Consider the following 18,276-nt stretch of genomic DNA (forward strand, 5'->3'; position numbering starts at 1 on the left):
CGTACAAGATGCCGTTCTACCATCGGATGGGGCAAATTCCCAATAAAAGACACGTGCAGTTCAGAAAAGAAGACGGTTCGTTGTTTCGCGAGCAAGTGATGGGCACGAAAGGCTTCTCCGGCATTCAATCAATCCTATACCATCATGGGGCGCCGACGGAAATCGTTAAAGCCGAATTCCTCGGTGCGTGCAGCATTGAGTACGAGGAGGACAGCGTCCTCGGATACCGTCATTTTCAGACGGGAGCGGCTCCGAGGAAAGGCGATGGCGTTCAGGGCAGAACGTACGTGCTCGGCAATGACGATATCCTGCTTGCCGTGTCAAGCCCCACGGAAACCATGAATTATTATTACCGCAACGCCGACGGCGACGAGCTGCTGTTCGTGCATTACGGAACCGGCAAGGTCGAGTCGATGTTCGGTACGCTGCACTACCGTCCGGGCGATTATATCGTCATTCCGATCGGCACCATTTACCGGATCGTGCCGGATGGGGAAGACACCAAATTTTTGGTCGTGGAAACGAACAGCTGGATCAGTACGCCCAAGCGTTACCGCAACGAGCACGGTCAGCTGCTGGAGCACAGCCCTTTTTGCGAAAGGGATATCCGGCTGCCTGAAACGCTGGAAACGCACACGGAGCCCGGGGAGTTCGAGGTCCGGACCAAAACGAGGGGCGCGCTGCATTCGCATATTTACAGCCATCATCCGTTAGACGTCGTCGGCTGGGACGGTTATCTGTATCCGTACATTTTCAACATTGCGGATTTCGAGCCGATCACCGGACGCATTCATATGCCGCCTCCGATTCACCAGACGTTCGAAGGTCATCAGTTTGTCGTCTGCTCCTTCGTCCCGAGAATGTACGACTATCATCCCGAAGCGATTCCGACGCCTTATTTCCACAGCAACGTGGACAGCGACGAGGTGCTCTATTACGTGGAGGGCAATTTCATGAGCCGCCGGGGCATCGAGGAAGGGTCCATTACGCTTCATCCGTCGGGAATTCCTCACGGTCCTCATCCGGGTACGATCGAGGCAAGCCTGGGCAAAAAAGAAACGAAGGAATTGGCGGTCATGGTGGACACGTTCCGTCCGCTCAAGGTCGTCAAGGCAGCCCGCACCTTCGAAGACAAAAACTATCTTTACAGCTGGTCTCATAAATAAATCGGCGTGGTGGTGGCATAGTGCGGCGGAATAACGTGCGAAGCGAGGAAGAAGTCCATCAGTTATTCGAAGCCATTCTATCGTTACAAAACAAGGATGAGTGCTACGATTTTTTTTCCGATTTGTGTACGGTAAACGAGGTCAAAACGATGGCTCTCAGGCTTGAGGTCGCAAAGCAGCTGCTCGAAGGAGCTACTTATTTGGACATTATCGAGGAAACCCAGAAAGGCAGCGCCATCATTTATCGCGTCAAAAATTGTCTGAATCACGGAAGGGGAGGCTTCCGAACCATTTTGGACCGGTTGAACAGGCACGGCAAGCAGCCGTGAGGAAGAACGGCGCGTTTGCTGTAAGAAGCGTTCGGACGGCGAGACCGATTGGATGAGAACCGAAGCTGTGAATCGTTATGAGGCTTGCTCTCAAACAGCCCGATCACCGTCCGAATGTTTTCTCCCTTATTTTGAATACGCTTACATTAAATTGGCTTCGCGCGTTTTATTATTCCGTTCGTGCGGGAGGAATTCCTTATGGTAACGAGAAAACCATCGTTTTTCATGTCAAGCGCGCTCATTGCGGCTATCGTCGTGATTCTGGCGGTAAGCATTCTTCACTATCAAGTCGCTCCGCAAATCCCCATCTTGACGGCATCGATCCTTCTTTCTTTCTACGGTTTAAAATTAGGCTTTACTTGGAAACAGTTGGAATCGGCTATTGTCAAAGGCATTTTATATGGTCTCCCCTCGATTCTCATTTTGTGTCTGATCGGAATCTTGATCGGAATATGGGTGTTGAACGGAACCGTTCCGACCTTGTCCTATTACGGCTTGCATATTCTTTCACCCAGCTACTTTCTCGTATCGGCGGTGTTGATTTGCGGAGTCGTATCCGTGCTGACGGGAAGCTCCTGGAGCGCAATCGGCACGATGGGCGTTGCTTTGATGGGGGTCGCCTACGGCATGGGAATTTCCCCCGCCATGGCGGCCGGGGCTATCGTTTGCGGCTCCGTATTCGGCGATAAAATTTCGCCTCTTTCGGATACGACGAACCTTGCCTCCGCGACGGCCAAGGTGCCTATTTTCGATCATATCCGGCACATGCTGTGGACAACGATTCCAAGCTTGGTATTAACGCTGATCTTGTTTGCTTTTTTTGCCATATCCGACCGTGCGGCAGACACCGCCGGCATTGAAACGATGATCCGGACCCTCAACGAACGCTTCACAATTACGCCTCTGACCCTGCTCTCGCCGCTTGCGATTATCGTCTTGGCCTTTAAACGGGTCGATGCCATTCCCACTTTGGTTGTCGGTTTATTGGTCGCGATCGTGACGTCCTTTTTTACCGTTCCCGGAATATCGGCAGGCCGGCTCATGAGCGTGGCGCACTTCGGCTATAAGTCGGAAACGGGAGTCGAAGCGATCGATAAGCTGCTGTCGCTGGGCGGGCTATCCAGTATGATGTTTGCCGTTTCGCTCATCATCCTGGCGCTCGCCTTCGGCGGTCTTGTGAAAGAAATCGGCCTGGTTCATACGATTATCGACAGGATTAAGAGGTATTTAAATAAAAAAGGAAATGTCATCAGCGCGACGGTGTTATCTTCGGTCGGGGTGAATGTCATTATCGGGGAATGCTACTTGTCCATTATTTTGCCCGGGCAAATGCTGGAATCTTCGTACAAGCGGCTGAAGCTGCATCCGAAAAATTTGTCCAGAACGCTGGAGGATGCCGGAACCATCGTTCATCCGATCGTTCCGTGGGGAGTTTCGGGCGCCTTTATTATGGCTACGCTGAATATCGGCATGGAGTACGTTCTCTATTCGTTTATGTGTTTTATTACGCCCTTATTGGCGATCGTTTTCGGCTATACCGGTTTCGCCATAGCGCCGATCGGCGAGGAAGGCGAAATGGAAGCCTACGAAGAAAAGTTCGAGATCGGAATGAACAACAGCAGCATGTAGACTGGAAACAGTGTGCCGGCGATGGGACAGCAAGCGCGAGGGCGGTTCACCGGAGGAGCGGTGCTGGCGGACCGCCTTTGGCGCTTGGCGGCTACTCTTCCACGTAATCGTCGCCGGACGAGTCGTGGGTCGGGTGCGCGTCGGGATACCCGCGGGAGAGGCCTGCGTGAAGCTCGCGGTTCTCGTAAGTAAACTGCTTGTACGAGCGCTGATCCTCGCGCCACGGCGTGCTCTTGCCGAGCGATTCCGTGAGAAGACTGCTTCCGTAAGGACCTTCCGGAAATTCCTCCGCGGTCAGGTCGTTGCGCTGGGATTCCACCGTGCTCAGGTCGGTGTATTTCTTCTGCGGAGCTTCGTTCATAAATCCGTCTCGGTTCGTGTCGTTTAAGCCCATGCTCGGTTCCTCCTCTTCAGTAGACGAAGATGTTTTCTATAGCGTGCCCTTAAACCGGAAGATTATCCAATTCATGCTTGTCAATGAAGCTCATACGTGGTAATATAAACCTAATTTCAAACGTACATTTGAGAGGAAGCACCTCTTACCTACTGGGTAAGATGGTGCTTTTTTTGCGTTTGAAGCCATTTGAAACTATTTTTTTGGGGGAGGTTTACACATGAACCTGGTGTTTTTGAACAGCTTGGAAAAGCCGACGGAAGAGGGGAACGTCCGTACGGCGCAGGTGACCATTGGCGAAAGCCAAGGCATTTGGATGGTGATGTGGAACGAGACGAGAGAAGACGGCCGCAAAGTGCAGGAGTGCTGGTACGAAGGGCTGCGCTGGGAGGAGATGCTCGCGGTTTTTCGCGAGCGGGTATTTGCCAAGCAATGCGGCGGCTATAAGCCGATCGTGCAGGTGAACGTAAGCGAGATCGACGTATTGGACCGTCGGACGGCGTATATTCAACGATTGTATTTTTACGGGGAGAAGCATGCCAACGAAGAGCTGTTCGACAAGCTGCGCGATTGGCGGTTTAAACAAGCGAGCCGCGACGGGAAAGCGGCGTATCTGATTGCCACCAACCGGCTGCTCAAAATGATAAGCGCCTTCGTTCCCCATACGGAAGAAGAGCTGCTGCACCTTCCGGGATTCGGAAAAGCCAAGGCTGCCGCTTACGCAGCCGATATCGTCGCCATCACCGCCGGCTTCCCGCGGGATACGGAATTTCCGCTCGCGTGGGTGGCGCAATCGATCGACCCCGGAGAGCTGAATGCCTGGCTGCTTCAGGAAAATGAACGGAAGCGGAAGGCCGAGGAAGAGAAGCGGGAGATCAAGCATAAGCTGCTTGAGGCCATTGCGCGCGGGGAGAAGCTGGATGAGCTGCAGGAGCAGACTAAGATTCAGCGGCGCAATTTGCTGCAGCTGTTCGAAGAGCTGGATCGCGAAGGCTACGACCTGCAGAGCTATATCGAAGGGCAGCTTGAGCAGGTGCCCGAACCCGAGCGCGAGCTGGCATGGAAGGCGTTTCAGCAGCAGGGCGACCGTTATTTGAAGCCGATTCTGCAAACCGTCTATAGCCAGAAGGAGCTCACAGCGCAGGATACGGACCGCGTCTACGAATGGCTTCGCATGCTGCGCATGAAGTTCCGCCGTGAGACCGAACGGAAGACGGTTGAAGCGAGCTGAAGCACGGCAGCATGGCAAAAAAACATTGTACAAGCCCGGCGGCTAAGGTAAGATGGACATAGGAATATGAAGGAGCTGACCGTATGGAGGAGCTTCGCGCGATACTTCACAGCATCATCAAAAACCAAGAAGAAACCAATGCGAAAATTAGCGAGCTGAATCTGCAGTTAAGCGCTAAAATCGGCGAAACGAACGCGAGAATCGACGCCCTTGACGTAAAGATCGATAAAGTTGATGCTCGACTCAGTGAAAAGATTGATAAAGTTGAGGCTCGACTCAGTGCCAAGATCGACGAAGTCGATGCTCGACTCAGTGAAAAGATTGATAAAGTTGATGCCCGGCTCAGTGAAAAGATCGATAAAGTTGAGGCTCGACTCAGTGCCAAGATCGACGAAGTCGATGCTCGGCTCAGTGAGAAGACTGACACCCTGGGTGCAAAGATCAGCGCCCTAGATTCGAAGATCGACGACGTCAACACCAGTCTCAGTGCCAAAATCGACTTTCTCGATGCCCGGCTGGATCGTGCCCATCTGAGCTTGCAGAGTCAGATCGACGACGTCGGCGCGGACGTCAGGCATATTAAGCGGAGCATGCGCCTGTTCGAAAACGATATGGATACAACCTTGGACCGGATTAAACGTCTGGAAGACTACATGGCCAAGCATCCCGAATGAGGAACCTTTCCTAAGGTTCCTTTTTTGCATACAAAAAAAGGACCGGCTTCACAGCCAATCCTTTTTGCGGAACAACACAAACATGAAGATGCCGACAAGCGCCAGTAAAAGAACCGTAGCGACCCCGCCGTACTCCCAGTGCAGGCCCGGAATATAATCAAAATTCATTCCGTAGACGCCGGTAATGAACGTGAGCGGCATGAAGATGGTCGTGAGTGCCGTAAACACGCGCATGATTTCGTTCGCGCGGTTGGCCAGGGAAGATTGGTAAGCCTCCCGCAAGTTCGCCATCAAGTCGCGGAACGTATCGAACGTCTCGGAAATTTTTACGGCGTTTTCGTAGATATCGCCAAAATATTTTTTAAGCGGCTCGCTGACAAGCTTCAACTCTTTTTTGTTGAGCGTCGCGATGACCTCTTTTTGCGGAACAAGCACTTTTTTGAGCCACAGAATTTCGCTTCGCAGCCCGATGATTTCATTCAAATGCGACTTCTTCGTATGCATGAGAATGTCTTCTTCCAGCTTCTCGATCTTCGCTTCGATCCGGTCGCCGACATTGGTGTAATTATCGACGATAAGGTCGATCAAGTGGTACAGGAACTGGTCGGGCGCCGTAACCTCTTCTTCCCAAAGAATCGGCTTCAAGGCGCGAATTTCGTTGATTTTTTGCCGGGTGATCGTGATGATATAATGCTTCCCAAGAAAAATATTGAGTGCGCGGAGAAAAATTTCCTCGTCATCGAACCGGATGCTGTTGAATACGATAAAATAATGCGAGTCGTACAGCTCGATCTTCGGCCGCTGCTCTTCTTCCGTCAAAACGTCCTCTATGGCGAGCTCGTGAAGATGAAACAACGGCTGTAAAACGTCCAAATCCTCCGGCTCGGCATCGATCCAATAAAAGCCGTGCGGAGGCGGATCGATCGTTTGCGTGATGTCTTCTACTAATGTAAAAATGCCGTCCTGAACCAAGCGTGCCTTCATAGGTTCCACCCCTCCGTATAGATCGGATGGAACGCTCGGCCGTCTGCCTTCTTCAAGAAAACAGACCCTCAAGCTTAGTCAGGCGCTGTTCGTCATCATCACGCACAAAAAAGCATGCGCATTCTCGAACGAATGGCAAACGACCGGGTTCCAAACGATAGATTCAATTGTGTTTGAACGCAGATGCGACTTCCCGGGTCTCCGTCCATTCGATTGCTGCACCCCTTCTAGCGTGAAATGTCGAATACCTGTATAGTATAACGCGTCATATTCGAGAACACAATGAGTTTGTATATCATTCGCGCATGGGAATAATTTATGCAAAATCCGGCGGATTGGTGCGGGTTCGGACGCCATCTATTCCTGGAAAAGGTTCCGCTTGACGCTTGCTGTGATTTCGATTACATTAGTATTATCTAAAACAACTGAATAGATTCGGTTTCACACTCTTATCAAGAGCAGGTGGAGGGACTAGCCCGATGATACCCGGCAACCGACAGACCTTTGCGTACACAACATGTAGATTTTTTCAGCATGGCAAAGGAATGCACGGTGCTAATTCTTGCGGAAGCCAGGCGGCTTCTGACAGATGAGAGAGGACGATGTTAACCATACAAAGGCCTTTCTCGTGCGATGGAGAAAGGCTTTTTCTTATGCCCTTTTTCAGTCGCAGGAGTGCAGGGAACGACGAATCCAATGACCCGAAGGAGTGAACCCGATGCCCATCAAAGTACCAGATCATCTGCCGGCCAAGGAAGTGCTTGTCAACGAAAATATTTTTGTCATGGACGAGAGCGTAGCGTTTCGTCAAGATATTCGCCCGCTGCGGATCGTGATCCTAAACCTGATGCCGACGAAAGAAACGACGGAGACCCAATTGCTGCGGCTGATCGGCAACACTCCGCTACAGGTTGAATTCATTCTGCTGCACCCGAAAACGCACACGTCGAAGAACACCTCACTGGAACACCTGGAGCAGTTCTACAAAACATTCGAAGACATCAAGCACGAACGCTTCGACGGCATGATCATTACAGGCGCGCCGGTCGAGCAGCTTGAATTCGAAGAGGTGAATTATTGGGAAGAATTGACGCAGATTATGGAGTGGAGCAAAACCCACGTCACGTCGACGCTGCATATTTGTTGGGCGGCGCAGGCCGGTCTCTACTACCATTTCGGCGTGCCGAAGTACCCGCTTGAAGAAAAAATATTCGGCGTTTTCCCGCACACCATCACCAAGCCGAATGTGAAGCTGCTGCGCGGGTTCGACGAGCTGTTTCTCGTTCCCCAGTCCCGTCATACCGACGTTCGCCGGGAGGATGTCGCCCGGGTCGAGCAGCTCGACATTTTGTCGGAATCGGAGGAGGCGGGCGTCTACATCGCCGCGACGAAGGACGGGAAGCAAATTTTTATTACCGGCCATTCGGAATACGACGCGTGTACGCTCAAGTACGAGTACGACCGCGATGTGAACAAAGGAATGGATATTGCGATTCCGAAAAATTACTATCCGAATGACGATCCGACCCGGCCGCCGCTCAACACCTGGCGGGCCCATGCGAACCTGCTGTTCTCCAATTGGTTAAACTATTATGTGTACCAAGAGACGCCGTACGATTTGTATAAGGGGGATTATATGATATGAGCAATTGTTCCAAGCCAGAGTTGAAAATCGAGAGCCGTCTCGCGCAGATCGGCTCCCAGGAGGAACCGGCGACGGGGGCGGTCAGCTTCCCGGTATATCAAGCGACGGCGTTTCGTCATCCGAAGCTCGGGCAGAGCACGGGATTCGATTACGCGCGCACGAAAAGCCCGACACGCAAAGTACTGGAGGATGCGATTGCCGAGCTGGAATCCGGGGATGCGGGCTTTGCCTGCAGCTCCGGGATGGCGGCGCTCCAGACGATCTTTGCACTGTTCAGCCAAGGCGACCATTTGCTTGTCTCCCTCGACTTGTACGGCGGGACGTACCGGATGCTGGAGCGCATCATGTCCCGCTTCGGCGTCACCGCAACGTATGTGGACACGAACGATCTCGATGCATTGGAAGCGAACCTGCAGCCGGGCACAAAAGCGGTTTTGATCGAAACGCCGACCAATCCGCTCATGATGGTCACGGACCTGGCGTTGGTGTGCGGCTGGGCGAAGAAAAAAGGCATTCTTTCCATCGTTGACAACACGCTGCTTACTCCGTTCTTCCAGCGTCCGATCGAGCTTGGAGCCGATATTGTCATTCACAGCGCATCCAAGTACCTCGGCGGGCATAACGACGTGCTTGCCGGGTTAATCGTGACCAAAGGCAAGGAGCTGTCCGAGGAAATGGCGTTTCTGCACAATTCGATCGGCGCAGTCTTAGGCCCGCAGGACAGTTGGCTGCTCATGCGCGGCATGAAAACATTGGCGATCCGCATGGAGCGTCACGAGTACAACGCTACCCGCATTGCGACGTTCCTGCAGTCCCATCCGCAGGTGGAAGCGGTCTACTATCCGGCGCTCGAAAGCCATCCGGGCCATGATATTCAGAAGAAGCAGTCGTCCGGCAATACGGGGATTTTTTCCTTCAAAATGAAAGACGCCCGCTATATCGAGCCGATCTTGCGTCACGTGAAGCTGATTGCGTTCGCGGAAAGCTTGGGCGGCGTCGAATCGCTGATGACGTACCCGGCGGTCCAGACCCATGCCGATATCCCGGAAGAGATCCGGCGCAAAGTCGGCGTGGACGATAAACTGCTCCGTTATTCCGTCGGCATCGAGCATGCGGACGATCTGATAGCGGATTTGTCCCGCGCCATCGATCTGGCACAGCAGGAGATTGAAGGGGGCGTGCCGGCTCATGGCTGATAAAACGACGCAAGGAACTCATCCGAGCGATCTCCATAAAGACCGAGCTTTTGCGACGAAGCTGATTCATTTCGGAAGCGAAATCGACCGGACGACCGGCGCTTCCAGCGTACCGATCTATCAGGCGTCGACGTTCCATCAATTTTCGCTCGACGATCCGCAGGAATACGATTACTCCCGTTCCGGCAACCCGACCCGGCAGGCGCTGGAGGATTACATTGCGCTCCTCGAGGGGGGCAAACGGGGCTTCGCGTTCGCTTCGGGCATGGCGGCGATCTCCGGCGCGTTCATGCTGCTGTCGGCAGGGGATCATGTCATCTGCACGGAGGATGTGTACGGGGGCACGTACCGGCTGCTGACGTCGATCCTGCCCCGGATGAACATCGAGACGACGTTCGTCGACATGACCGATTTGGACCGGGTGAAAGCGGCGCTCAAGCCGAACACGAAGGCGGTGTTCCTCGAAACGCCGTCGAACCCGACGCTCAAAATTACCGATATTGCCGAAGTCGCAGGTTGGGCGAAGGAGCATGGCTTGCTGACCATGATGGACAATACGTTCATGACGCCTTACCATCAGCGTCCGATTGAATACGGCATCGATATCGTGCTGCACAGCGCAACGAAGTTTCTGGGCGGACACAGCGATGTGACCGCAGGGCTGGCCGTCGCCGCGAACGAAAGTCTGGGCCGCCGGCTGAAGCAGATTCAGAACGGCCTCGGCACCATTCTCGGCGTGCAGGACTCGTGGCTCCTCATGCGCGGGATGAAGACCTTGAAAGCCCGGATGGAGGCGCATGAGCAAAGCGCCCGGCAGCTGGCAGCCTGGCTGGCGGCCCACCCGTCGATCGAAGCCGTCTATTATCCGGGGCTGCCGAATCATCCCCGTCGCGACATTCACGAGAAGCAGTCGCTCGGCTATGGCGCCGTCGTCTCGTTCGACACGGGCTCCGGGGAACGGACCAAGCGCCTGCTGTCCAAAGTGCGCATTCCGCTTGTCGCCGTCAGCTTGGGGGCGGTCGAGAGCATCCTTTCCTACCCGGCGATGATGTCCCATGCGGCGATGCCGCGCGAGGTCCGGCTGGAGCGCGGAATTACCGACGGGCTCGTCCGGTATTCCGTCGGTCTGGAGGATATCGCCGATATCATCGAAGACCTGGAGCAAGCGTTAGCGGACACGGACCGATAAAATAAAAAAGAAAAGCCGATGATTCAGGGGATCATCGGCTTTTCTGTGAAAAAAAGGAATATCTCCCTATTCACTATAGCGAACTCGTGATATGATAGTAGGGACAAGCTGTTGCTGCCGGTGAGGGGGAAATTTATGACGTTTTCATTTGCTTCAAGTGAGTGGAAAGAAAGGTTCCGAATGCTGCTCCGGCTGCCTTATCCGAACAGGGCGCTCCGCTTTTTTCCCCCGGAATTTACGTTTCGCGATCCGGTGCTCTCGCTGGTCAAACAGTACCGGCGGCAAGGAAAATCGTGCGGGCTTATTTTGCTGTACTTGGAAGATTTTCATCATATGTTTTCCACTTATTCTGAAGCGAGGCTCTGCGCCTTGCAGAGTCGTATCCGGCAGACGATCCTGGAGCTGCTGCCTTCCTGCTTCCGGGACAAGGATGTCATCGGAGTGCGGCAGTTTGCGCTCGACGATTACGGCATTTTCGTTAAAGAGCAAGCCGGCTGCGGGTTCGACGAGCTGCAGCGCAAGGCGCAGGAGCTGCAAAAAGAAGTTTCGCGCAGGCTGCGCTTGCATGCGGGCGCCGACGCACAGGCTCCCGTATCGCTGCAAAGCGGGTGCTATATCGTCGGTCCGGACCTTGAGAACACGTCTGCCGGCATTCAAGCGGCCTATCACTATGCCCGCTGCATCGCCACCCGGAAGCTGCCGCCGCATTTTTGCCCGACCCGGGAGCATTTGCTGGACATTTTGAAGCAGGAGAGCATTTTTGTTCTCGCCCAACCGATTCTCAATTTGGCCAGCGGTGAATTGTACGGCTGGGAAATATTGACCCGCGGTCCGCAAAACTCGCCGTTTCACACGCCTTCCGAGCTGTTCGATATGGCTTACCAAGCCGATCTCTTATCGAGATTCGAATTTCTGGTTATCAAGAAGGCGTTCATGGAAATCTCATCGCGGGCGATTCAAGAGCAGGTCTTTATTAACGTGACGCCCGTTTCGCTCGGACATCCGCTGTTTTTGCATCAGCTTCTGGAAACATTGAAGCAATTTCCGGCCATTTCGGCCTCGCAGGTCGTTCTGGAAATTACGGAACGCCACGCGATTCGGGATTTTCAATACATAGGCGCCGTCATGAACGCTTGCCGCGCTCATGGGTTCCGCTTTGCCGTGGACGATGCGGGGGCCGGCTATTCGAGCCTGCAATCGATCTCCGAGCTGGTGCCCGACATCATCAAAATCGACAGATCGGTCATTGCCGAGATCGACCGGATGTCCGTCAAGCAATCGCTGCTGAAAGCGCTGCTGCACTTCGCCGACAATATGAACTGCCAAGTGATCGCCGAAGGCGTGGAACGGCCGGAAGAGCTCAGCATGCTTTGCGAGATGCGGGTGCATATGGTGCAAGGCTTTTATTTTGCCCGTCCGCAGCCGCTTGTGACCGATCAGGAACGGGTACAGCAGCTTCAATTGGTCAAAGAAAAAATTGTAGGGCACCGGCATATGCATCCCGCTTGAAGGCTTTGTCCCGATGCTCACAAATTCGTCACAAAAACGGCCGCCGCTTTCCGCCACACGGAAAATGGCGGTCTTTGAGTATGGCAGGAGCGGAGTATTTTATGGTAGGATGAAAGCATAAAGGAGATGAAAGCGATGAGTTCCATCGACCGGATATTGGATAGCGCGCTGGCGGGAAACCGGATCAGTCTGGAAGACTGTGTGGCGCTCTATGAATCGGACGAAATCGAAAAAATGGGCCATGTGGCCAATCAAATTATGCTTCGGCACCATCCGGAGCCGGTTACGACCTTCGTGATCGGCCGGAATGTCAATTATACGAACATTTGCGATGTGTACTGCCGTTTTTGCGCCTTCTATCGCGCACCGGGCTCGGCAGAAGGCTATGTGCTGCCGAACGAGGTGATTTTTCAAAAGATACAGGAAACGATCGACGTGGAAGGCACCGAAATTTTGATGCAGGGGGGCACGAACCCGAACCTGCCTTTCAGCTATTACACGGATCTGCTGAAGGAAATCAAGAAGCGGTTCCCGAACATTACGATGCACTCGTTCTCCCCGGCCGAGATTATGAAAATGAAGGAAGTGTCGAACGGCCTTTCGCTGGAGGATGTCATTCGGGCCATTCACGAAGCCGGACTGGATTCGCTGCCCGGAGGCGGCGCGGAAATTCTCGACGACCGCACCCGCCGCAAAATCAGCCGGCTGAAAGGCTCGTGGCGCGACTGGATGGATGTCATGCAAACGGCCCACAAGGTCGGCATGCATACGACCGGGACGATGGTGATCGGCTTCGGCGAAACGATGGAGGAGCGCGCGCTGCATCTGCTCCGCATCCGCGACGCACAGGACGAATGCATCGCGAAGGGCTATAATACGCCGGGCTTCCTGGCCTTCATCTCTTGGACGTTCCAGCCGGACAACACGAATCTGAAAGCGGAGAAGCTGGGACCGGAAGATTATCTGAAAAACGTCGCGATCAGCCGCATCATGCTCGATAACATTAAGAACTTCCAGTCGTCCTGGGTGACGATGGGACCGGAGGTCGGCAAGCTGTCGCTCCACTACGGCTGCAACGATTTCGGCTCGACGATGATCGAAGAAAACGTCGTATCCGCGGCAGGGACGACGCACAAGGTGAACATCGGATCGACGCTGCAGCTCATCCGGGAAGCGGGCAAAATTCCCGCGCAGCGCAATACGCGCTATGAGATTTTGCGCCGCTTCGACGACGAAACGGTTCAGGTGCACAAAGACTTCATTATGCAAAATTAACACAAAATATAAGACGCTTGCGCTTCGATCTTGGCTTCGAAGGCAGGCGTCTTTTTTGCGCGGGCAATGCAGGGCTTGCTTTCCATGTTTAACCTAACCAGTGAAAGACCCGGTGCTTGGCCGTTTCCTCGGCTCCCCGGCCCATCACTCCGTTGCCCGAAAGCAGCAGCTCCGGCTGGACAAGAACCGGGGCGCTGCCGTTTCTGCCTTCTCCGTCGCTGCCGATCACGACGCGTGCCCCCCGCGGCACAAGCGGATACAGCGCGGACATCGCCTCGTTCGTCAGGCGGATGCAGCCGAGCGACCGGTTCGCGCCGACCGATGCTTGGTCAGCGGTTCCGTGGATGGCGATCTCACCCATGCCCAAGGCAGCGGAGCCGTATACGCCGGGGCGGCTTCCCTGCGGCTCGCGCACCCGCTCCATAACGTTGAACGTGCCGTCCGGAGTCCGGCCGTCGGCGCCCAGCCCCACAGGCAGCTCCGCGAGCACGACCGGGCCGGCGTTCAGCCGGAGCAAGTGAGCGCTTTTGTCGATCGTAACCGTGACGGGTTCGAATGGGAGGCTTGCGGAGGCGGCTGCCGTTCCGGATGCGCCGTCCCATGCGACATTCGGATAGAACATACGTGCAGGCTCCTGGGCTTGAGCATCGTAAACCCATCCGCCGCTCCCATCAAAAACGGTTCGGACATGAGCCGAACCGGTAATCGCTTCTATAGGCATATAGCTGGCATAGTTATGGGGATAAGGCTGAAACAGCTGCTCGACGGAGGAGGGGGCCGATCCGTGATCCGCAGCGTAAGCCTCAAGCGCTGTCCGGATCAATTGGGCGCCGGCCGTCGTCCGGAGCTTTTGAAATTCCGGGTGAAGAAACCGGATTTTGACCGCAGTATCGACGGCCGGATTGTATTCCGCCACGACAAACGCCTTGGTCTTAAGCTGCTCGTCGCTAAGCGGCACAGCTTGGTTGTCGACGGTTCGCACGCCGTACAGGAAGATCGTTTGCTTCGGATTATCGCTTGCAAGCTGCAGCGCTTTCTTATGAAGCGCCTCCTCCACCGCCTTTTGCGGCTCTCCGTATGGAAAATGCAAGACGAACGCGGTTTCAACGCTTTCGTACGTGACTTCTTTCCCGACGCTCCAAGGCATAAATGCCGATACGACCTTCGAAACGGCGGTCGGTCCGTACAGCAGGGCCAGCAGCAGCACGTTGATAAACAAAAGCACGAGCAGCAGCATTTTTAAGCCGGCGGCAGCGCTTTTTCTTTTCGTTCGTGGTGCAGCTGCGCCTGAAGCGGCTTGGGGGACGGGGACAGCGGGAGCTTTCTCCTTCGTCAGCCGCCGGATTGAACCGGAAGCGGGAAAATAATACGGCGAAGGATACGTGTTCATCGCTTCTTTGTAATGCTGCAGCGCTTTGCCGATATTGCCGTTGTTTTCGAAATATTGCCCCAGCTTGTAATGCGCCTCAGGCGAGTGCGGGTCGAGGTACGTGATCACCTTTTCGTGATACTTGGGGTCGCTGCGGTTAAGGTAAATATTTTTGTGCAAACGAACCAGCTTGTCCGCGGCTGGCGATTTGAACCTTTGGCGAAGATGCTGCATGGCAAACCTCCCAGGATCCTATTTTATAATTGATACATATTGTATCACAAAAGTAAATGAGAATACAATTGGTATCGTTCCGTAGTAGTCTCCTGACGGATTTCGCTCACAGTTATTGCTACCTCCCTGGTGTCTGTACTTTGTATATCTGCGAGGGTCCAGCCATATACTTTAAAGGAATCGTAAGGCCCGAAAGGAGAGTGTGACCCTGGATGAAGCTGTTGACGATCGTAATGGTGAAACGCTCCGAAGCTCAGGCTGACCGGCTGTTGCGTCTTGTCGAGCTTTTCGGCGAACGGCTACATAAGGAGAACAAGATCCGGATCGTTCTGGACCGGCGGAACGGTCTGCAGCGAGTCGAAGTAAGCGCGGTTATGCCGGCTTTTCAACTGCAGACTGACGGTTACGCGCTATATGAAGCGGCAGCCGGCGCCGTGGCGGACTATTTATTGGCTGAAGAGGAACAGCGTCTGCTGCGTCATATGATCCGTCATGAGTTTCATTACAAGCAGGACGAAGAGACGGAGAGCATCCTGGGCTACTGCAGTCAAATGCTGGGAGAGCAGGGCGATTCAGCGGCGGTCAAATCGGACAAGAGTGAAGCGTACCTGCGGCGAAAACACAAATTGACCGCCCTGCTTACCGAATACATCGAAGAGCACACGGAGCTGAATTTGGAAGGTTTTTTGCGCTTCCGGGCGCCGGATTATTTGAATGAGCTCCGCGAAGTGGTCGAATACGCCATCGACGAATTCGTCATGGACCGGCAGTATCGCGAATTCATTTCTCTGCTGCAATATTTCGTCTATATCCAGGAAGCGAAAATTCCGTTCGTTCATCTGATTCACAAAGGCGGCAATGAGTTTATGCTGCTTGGCGAGCATCTGGAGAAGATCGAAACGAACGATACGGATGCCGTCGTGACGGTAGAAACGCTGGAGAAGGATATGAATTTCGAGGATATGATTGTCAGCACGCTGATTACGGTATCCCCGCAGCAGATTTATATCCACACCCGCGAGCCGGATTTACAGGTAATCAAGACGATCCGGCAAATTTTCGAGAATCGCGTGGAGCTGTGCGGCTACTGCAGGCTGTGCCAAAATCTTGACCGCTCGACGGCGGCTGAATATAATAAGGGATAAGGCAAAGATCGAAGACACGATCGGTTGAAGTGCTGTCCAGAGAGAGGGGACACCCGGCTGCAATCCCCTTCAGCGAACGTCAATCGGTTACCCCTTTGTAGCCGTGATTTGGAAAACGTCGCTCCTGCCCGATATTGGATCAGCGCCGGAGACGTGCAGTATAAATCGCCGGATCATTCCCGTTACCGAATGAATTGAGGATTCGCAGACCGGTCTTTTGTTACATGATGGCTGCGGATTGAATTAGGGTGGAACCACGAGCGAAGCGTACTCGTCCCTTTCGGGATGATACGCTTTTTGTATTTTCTACAATTATTGGAGGTAGTGGACATGGCTGTAAAAGTGACTTTTCCCGACGGAGCGGTAAAGGAATATCCGCAGGGAACGACGGTGGAAGAGATCGCAGGCTCGATCAGCTCGGGTCTGAAAAAAAATGCCGTTGTCGGCAAGCTCAACGGAAAGCTCGTCGATTTGAGCACGGCGCTGGAAGAAGACGCCGCGCTGCAAATCGTTACGCTGGACAGCGAAGAAGGCCTGGAGGTATACCGTCACAGCACGGCGCATTTGATGGCGCAGGCGATCAAGCGCCTGTACGGCAATAAAAACGTCAAGCTCGGCATCGGACCCGTCATCGAAGACGGCTTCTACTACGATATCGATATGGAAACGTCGATCACCCCGGAAGATCTGGGCAAAATCGAGAAAGAAATGGAACGCATCGTGCAGGAAAACCTGCCGATTCGCCGCCGGGTGGTCAGCCGCGAGGAAGCGCTGAGCATTTTCGGCGAGCTGGAGGACCCGCTCAAGCTGGAGCTGATCCGCGACCTTCCGGAAGACTCAGTCATTACGATTTATGACCAAGGCGAATTTTTTGACCTGTGCCGCGGACCGCATCTGCCGTCCACCGGACGGATTAAAGCGTTCAAGCTGCTCAGCGTAGCGGGCGCTTACTGGCGCGGCGATTCCAAGAACAAAATGCTGCAGCGTATCTACGGCACGGCGTTCCCGAAAAAATCGGAGCTGGACGAGCATTTGCACTTACTGGAGGAAGCCAAAAAACGAGACCACCGCAAGCTCGGCAAAGAGCTGAAAATGTTCACCTTCTCCAGCGAAGTCGGCCAAGGCCTTCCGATCTGGCTGCCGCACGGCGCCAAAGTACGCCGCACTCTGGAGCGTTATATCGTCGATCTGGAGGAGCGTCTCGGCTACCAGCACGTGTACACGCCGGTGCTTGCCAACGTGGAATTGTACAAAACGAGCGGTCACTGGGAGCATTATCAGGAAGACATGTTCCCCAAGATGGAATTGGACAATGAAGAGCTTGTACTGCGTCCGATGAACTGCCCGCATCATATGATGGTGTACAAGAGCGACATGCGCAGCTACCGCGACCTGCCGGTGCGGATCGCCGAGCTCGGAACGATGCATCGCTACGAGATGTCCGGAGCGCTTACCGGTCTGCATCGCGTCCGGGCGATGACGCTCAATGACGCGCACATTTTCTGCCGCCCGGATCAAATTAAGGAAGAGTTCGCGCGCGTCGTCAACCTGATCCGTCAAGTGTACGAGGACTTCGGCATCAAGGAATACCGCTTCCGCCTGTCCTATCGCGATCCGAAGGATACGGAGAAATATTTCCAAAACGACGAAATGTGGGAAATGTCGCAGCGGATGCTTCGCGAAGTGGTCGAGGAGCTGGAACTGCCGTTCTTCGAGGCGGAAGGCGAGGCGGCCTTCTACGGTCCGAAGCTGGACGTGCAGATCAAGACGGCGCTCAAGAAAGAAGAGACGCTGTCGACTGCGCAGCTTGACTTCCTGCTGCCGGAGCGCTTCCAATTGGAATACGTCGGAGCCGACGGCCAGAAGCACCGCCCGGTCGTGATTCACCGCGGCATTATTTCGACCATGGAACGGATGACCGCTTTCCTGCTCGAGAACTTTGCTGGCGCGCTGCCGACATGGCTGTGTCCGGTACAGGCGAAGGTGCTTCCGGTATCCGGCAACTTCGACGAGTATGCCAAGGAAGTCGAAGCGAAGCTGCAAAACGCCGGGATCCGGGTCGAAGCCGATCTGCGCAACGAGAAGCTCGGCTACAAAATTCGCGAAGCGCAGCTTGAGAAAATTCCGTACATGCTCGTTGTCGGCGAAAATGAGGTGCAAGCGTCCGGCGCTTCCGTCCGCAAACGCGGTCAGGGCGACCTTGGTGCGCACAGCGTGGAGAGCGTCATCGAGATGATCCGGGAAGACATTCGGACCAAGCAAGCGTAAGCTGCACCATAAGATTTGAACCGAAGAGCCTGCTCCTTG

At 54.2% G+C, this 18,276-nt stretch carries 15 protein-coding genes and 1 riboswitch; of the genes, 12 read left to right on the top strand and 3 right to left on the bottom strand.

Annotation, left to right across the window (positions count from 1 at the left end; translation table 11 throughout):
* Positions 1-8: 8 nt before the first annotated feature.
* From PEH01S_RS27065 to nhaC, 3 genes are all read left to right on the top strand, one after another.
* On the top strand, positions 9-1,166 hold the full coding sequence (locus tag PEH01S_RS27065; RefSeq protein ID WP_127489215.1) for a homogentisate 1,2-dioxygenase: 1,158 nt from the start codon (positions 9-11) through the stop codon (positions 1,164-1,166).
* A 20-nt stretch (positions 1,167-1,186) separates the two neighbouring features.
* Positions 1,187-1,495: a YerC/YecD family TrpR-related protein gene (locus PEH01S_RS27070; RefSeq protein WP_025851125.1), complete on the top strand. Its 309-nt coding sequence runs from the start codon at positions 1,187-1,189 to the stop codon at positions 1,493-1,495.
* 198 nt (positions 1,496-1,693) lie between these two features.
* A complete protein-coding gene (gene nhaC / locus PEH01S_RS27075) occupies positions 1,694-3,124 on the top strand; it encodes a Na+/H+ antiporter NhaC (RefSeq protein WP_127489218.1) in 1,431 nt (476 codons plus the stop codon).
* Positions 3,125-3,215: 91 nt separating this feature from the next.
* Here the strand turns inward: nhaC and PEH01S_RS27080 are convergent, their stop codons facing one another.
* Positions 3,216-3,518 (bottom strand): hypothetical protein, encoded by a 303-nt coding sequence (locus tag PEH01S_RS27080; RefSeq protein WP_174807176.1) that lies wholly within the window; start codon positions 3,516-3,518, stop codon positions 3,216-3,218.
* A gap of 220 nt (positions 3,519-3,738) precedes the next feature.
* Here PEH01S_RS27080 and PEH01S_RS27085 point away from each other — a divergent pair, with 220 nt between their 5' ends.
* Both PEH01S_RS27085 and PEH01S_RS27090 read left to right on the top strand, forming a co-directional pair.
* On the top strand, positions 3,739-4,749 hold the full coding sequence (locus PEH01S_RS27085) for an HRDC domain-containing protein (protein WP_127489220.1): 1,011 nt from the start codon (positions 3,739-3,741) through the stop codon (positions 4,747-4,749).
* Between the two features lie 83 nt (positions 4,750-4,832).
* Entirely contained in the window at positions 4,833-5,423 is a 591-nt protein-coding gene (locus tag PEH01S_RS27090) for a hypothetical protein (RefSeq protein WP_127489222.1), read from the top strand.
* Positions 5,424-5,471: 48 nt separating this feature from the next.
* Here the strand turns inward: PEH01S_RS27090 and corA are convergent, their stop codons facing one another.
* Positions 5,472-6,407: a magnesium/cobalt transporter CorA gene (corA, locus tag PEH01S_RS27095; RefSeq protein ID WP_025851134.1), complete on the bottom strand. Its 936-nt coding sequence runs from the start codon at positions 6,405-6,407 to the stop codon at positions 5,472-5,474.
* Between the two features lie 446 nt (positions 6,408-6,853).
* Positions 6,854-7,003: riboswitch (SAM riboswitch) on the top strand.
* Between the two features lie 122 nt (positions 7,004-7,125).
* On the opposite strand from corA, the gene metA reads away from it, so the two are divergent.
* The 5 genes from metA (at position 7,126) to mqnC (ending at position 13,221) form a co-directional block, all read left to right on the top strand.
* Entirely contained in the window at positions 7,126-8,052 is a 927-nt protein-coding gene (gene metA, locus PEH01S_RS27100; protein ID WP_127489224.1) for a homoserine O-acetyltransferase MetA, read from the top strand.
* Positions 8,049-9,248, top strand: a complete 1,200-nt coding sequence (locus PEH01S_RS27105) for an aminotransferase class I/II-fold pyridoxal phosphate-dependent enzyme (RefSeq protein ID WP_036714703.1) — start codon at positions 8,049-8,051, stop codon at positions 9,246-9,248. Before metA ends, PEH01S_RS27105 begins: the two co-directional genes overlap by 4 nt.
* Positions 9,241-10,437 (top strand): trans-sulfuration enzyme family protein, encoded by a 1,197-nt coding sequence (locus PEH01S_RS27110; RefSeq protein WP_025851139.1) that lies wholly within the window; start codon positions 9,241-9,243, stop codon positions 10,435-10,437. The genes PEH01S_RS27105 and PEH01S_RS27110 overlap by 8 nt, the downstream gene beginning before the upstream one ends.
* A gap of 135 nt (positions 10,438-10,572) precedes the next feature.
* Positions 10,573-11,946: an EAL domain-containing protein gene (locus PEH01S_RS27115; RefSeq protein ID WP_127489226.1), complete on the top strand. Its 1,374-nt coding sequence runs from the start codon at positions 10,573-10,575 to the stop codon at positions 11,944-11,946.
* Between the two features lie 135 nt (positions 11,947-12,081).
* Positions 12,082-13,221, top strand: a complete 1,140-nt coding sequence (gene mqnC, locus PEH01S_RS27120; RefSeq protein WP_025851141.1) for a cyclic dehypoxanthinyl futalosine synthase — start codon at positions 12,082-12,084, stop codon at positions 13,219-13,221.
* Between the two features lie 88 nt (positions 13,222-13,309).
* On the opposite strand, the gene PEH01S_RS27125 is transcribed toward mqnC, so the two are convergent.
* Entirely contained in the window at positions 13,310-14,824 is a 1,515-nt protein-coding gene (locus PEH01S_RS27125; protein WP_127489228.1) for a L,D-transpeptidase family protein, read from the bottom strand.
* Between the two features lie 212 nt (positions 14,825-15,036).
* On the opposite strand from PEH01S_RS27125, the gene ytxC reads away from it, so the two are divergent.
* Positions 15,037-15,969, top strand: coding sequence for a putative sporulation protein YtxC (ytxC, locus tag PEH01S_RS27130; RefSeq protein WP_025851145.1), 933 nt, complete (start codon positions 15,037-15,039; stop codon positions 15,967-15,969).
* Between the two features lie 330 nt (positions 15,970-16,299).
* Complete coding sequence (gene thrS, locus PEH01S_RS27135; protein ID WP_025851146.1) at positions 16,300-18,237, top strand: threonine--tRNA ligase; 1,938 nt, start codon at positions 16,300-16,302, stop codon at positions 18,235-18,237.
* The last annotated feature ends 39 nt before the right edge of the window (positions 18,238-18,276 follow it).

It is taken from the genome of Paenibacillus ehimensis NBRC 15659, assembly GCF_004000785.1.
GTDB lineage: Bacteria > Bacillota > Bacilli > Paenibacillales > NBRC-103111 > Paenibacillus_G > Paenibacillus_G ehimensis.

Bases quoted from the DNA above. Each gene is read 5' to 3' on its own strand.
- PEH01S_RS27065 (WP_127489215.1), top strand. From the start codon at position 9: ATGCCGTTCTACCATCGGATGGGGCAAATTCCCAATAAAAGACACGTG.
- nhaC (WP_127489218.1), top strand. From the start codon at position 1,694: ATGGTAACGAGAAAACCATCGTTTTTCATGTCAAGCGCGCTCATTGCG.
- PEH01S_RS27080 (WP_174807176.1), bottom strand. From the start codon at position 3,518: ATGGGCTTAAACGACACGAACCGAGACGGATTTATGAACGAAGCTCCG.
- PEH01S_RS27085 (WP_127489220.1), top strand. From the start codon at position 3,739: ATGAACCTGGTGTTTTTGAACAGCTTGGAAAAGCCGACGGAAGAGGGG.
- PEH01S_RS27090 (WP_127489222.1), top strand. From the start codon at position 4,833: ATGGAGGAGCTTCGCGCGATACTTCACAGCATCATCAAAAACCAAGAA.
- corA (WP_025851134.1), bottom strand. From the start codon at position 6,407: ATGAAGGCACGCTTGGTTCAGGACGGCATTTTTACATTAGTAGAAGAC.
- metA (WP_127489224.1), top strand. From the start codon at position 7,126: ATGCCCATCAAAGTACCAGATCATCTGCCGGCCAAGGAAGTGCTTGTC.
- PEH01S_RS27105 (WP_036714703.1), top strand. From the start codon at position 8,049: ATGAGCAATTGTTCCAAGCCAGAGTTGAAAATCGAGAGCCGTCTCGCG.
- PEH01S_RS27110 (WP_025851139.1), top strand. From the start codon at position 9,241: ATGGCTGATAAAACGACGCAAGGAACTCATCCGAGCGATCTCCATAAA.
- PEH01S_RS27115 (WP_127489226.1), top strand. From the start codon at position 10,573: ATGACGTTTTCATTTGCTTCAAGTGAGTGGAAAGAAAGGTTCCGAATG.
- mqnC (WP_025851141.1), top strand. From the start codon at position 12,082: ATGAGTTCCATCGACCGGATATTGGATAGCGCGCTGGCGGGAAACCGG.
- PEH01S_RS27125 (WP_127489228.1), bottom strand. From the start codon at position 14,824: ATGCAGCATCTTCGCCAAAGGTTCAAATCGCCAGCCGCGGACAAGCTG.
- ytxC (WP_025851145.1), top strand. From the start codon at position 15,037: ATGAAGCTGTTGACGATCGTAATGGTGAAACGCTCCGAAGCTCAGGCT.
- thrS (WP_025851146.1), top strand. From the start codon at position 16,300: ATGGCTGTAAAAGTGACTTTTCCCGACGGAGCGGTAAAGGAATATCCG.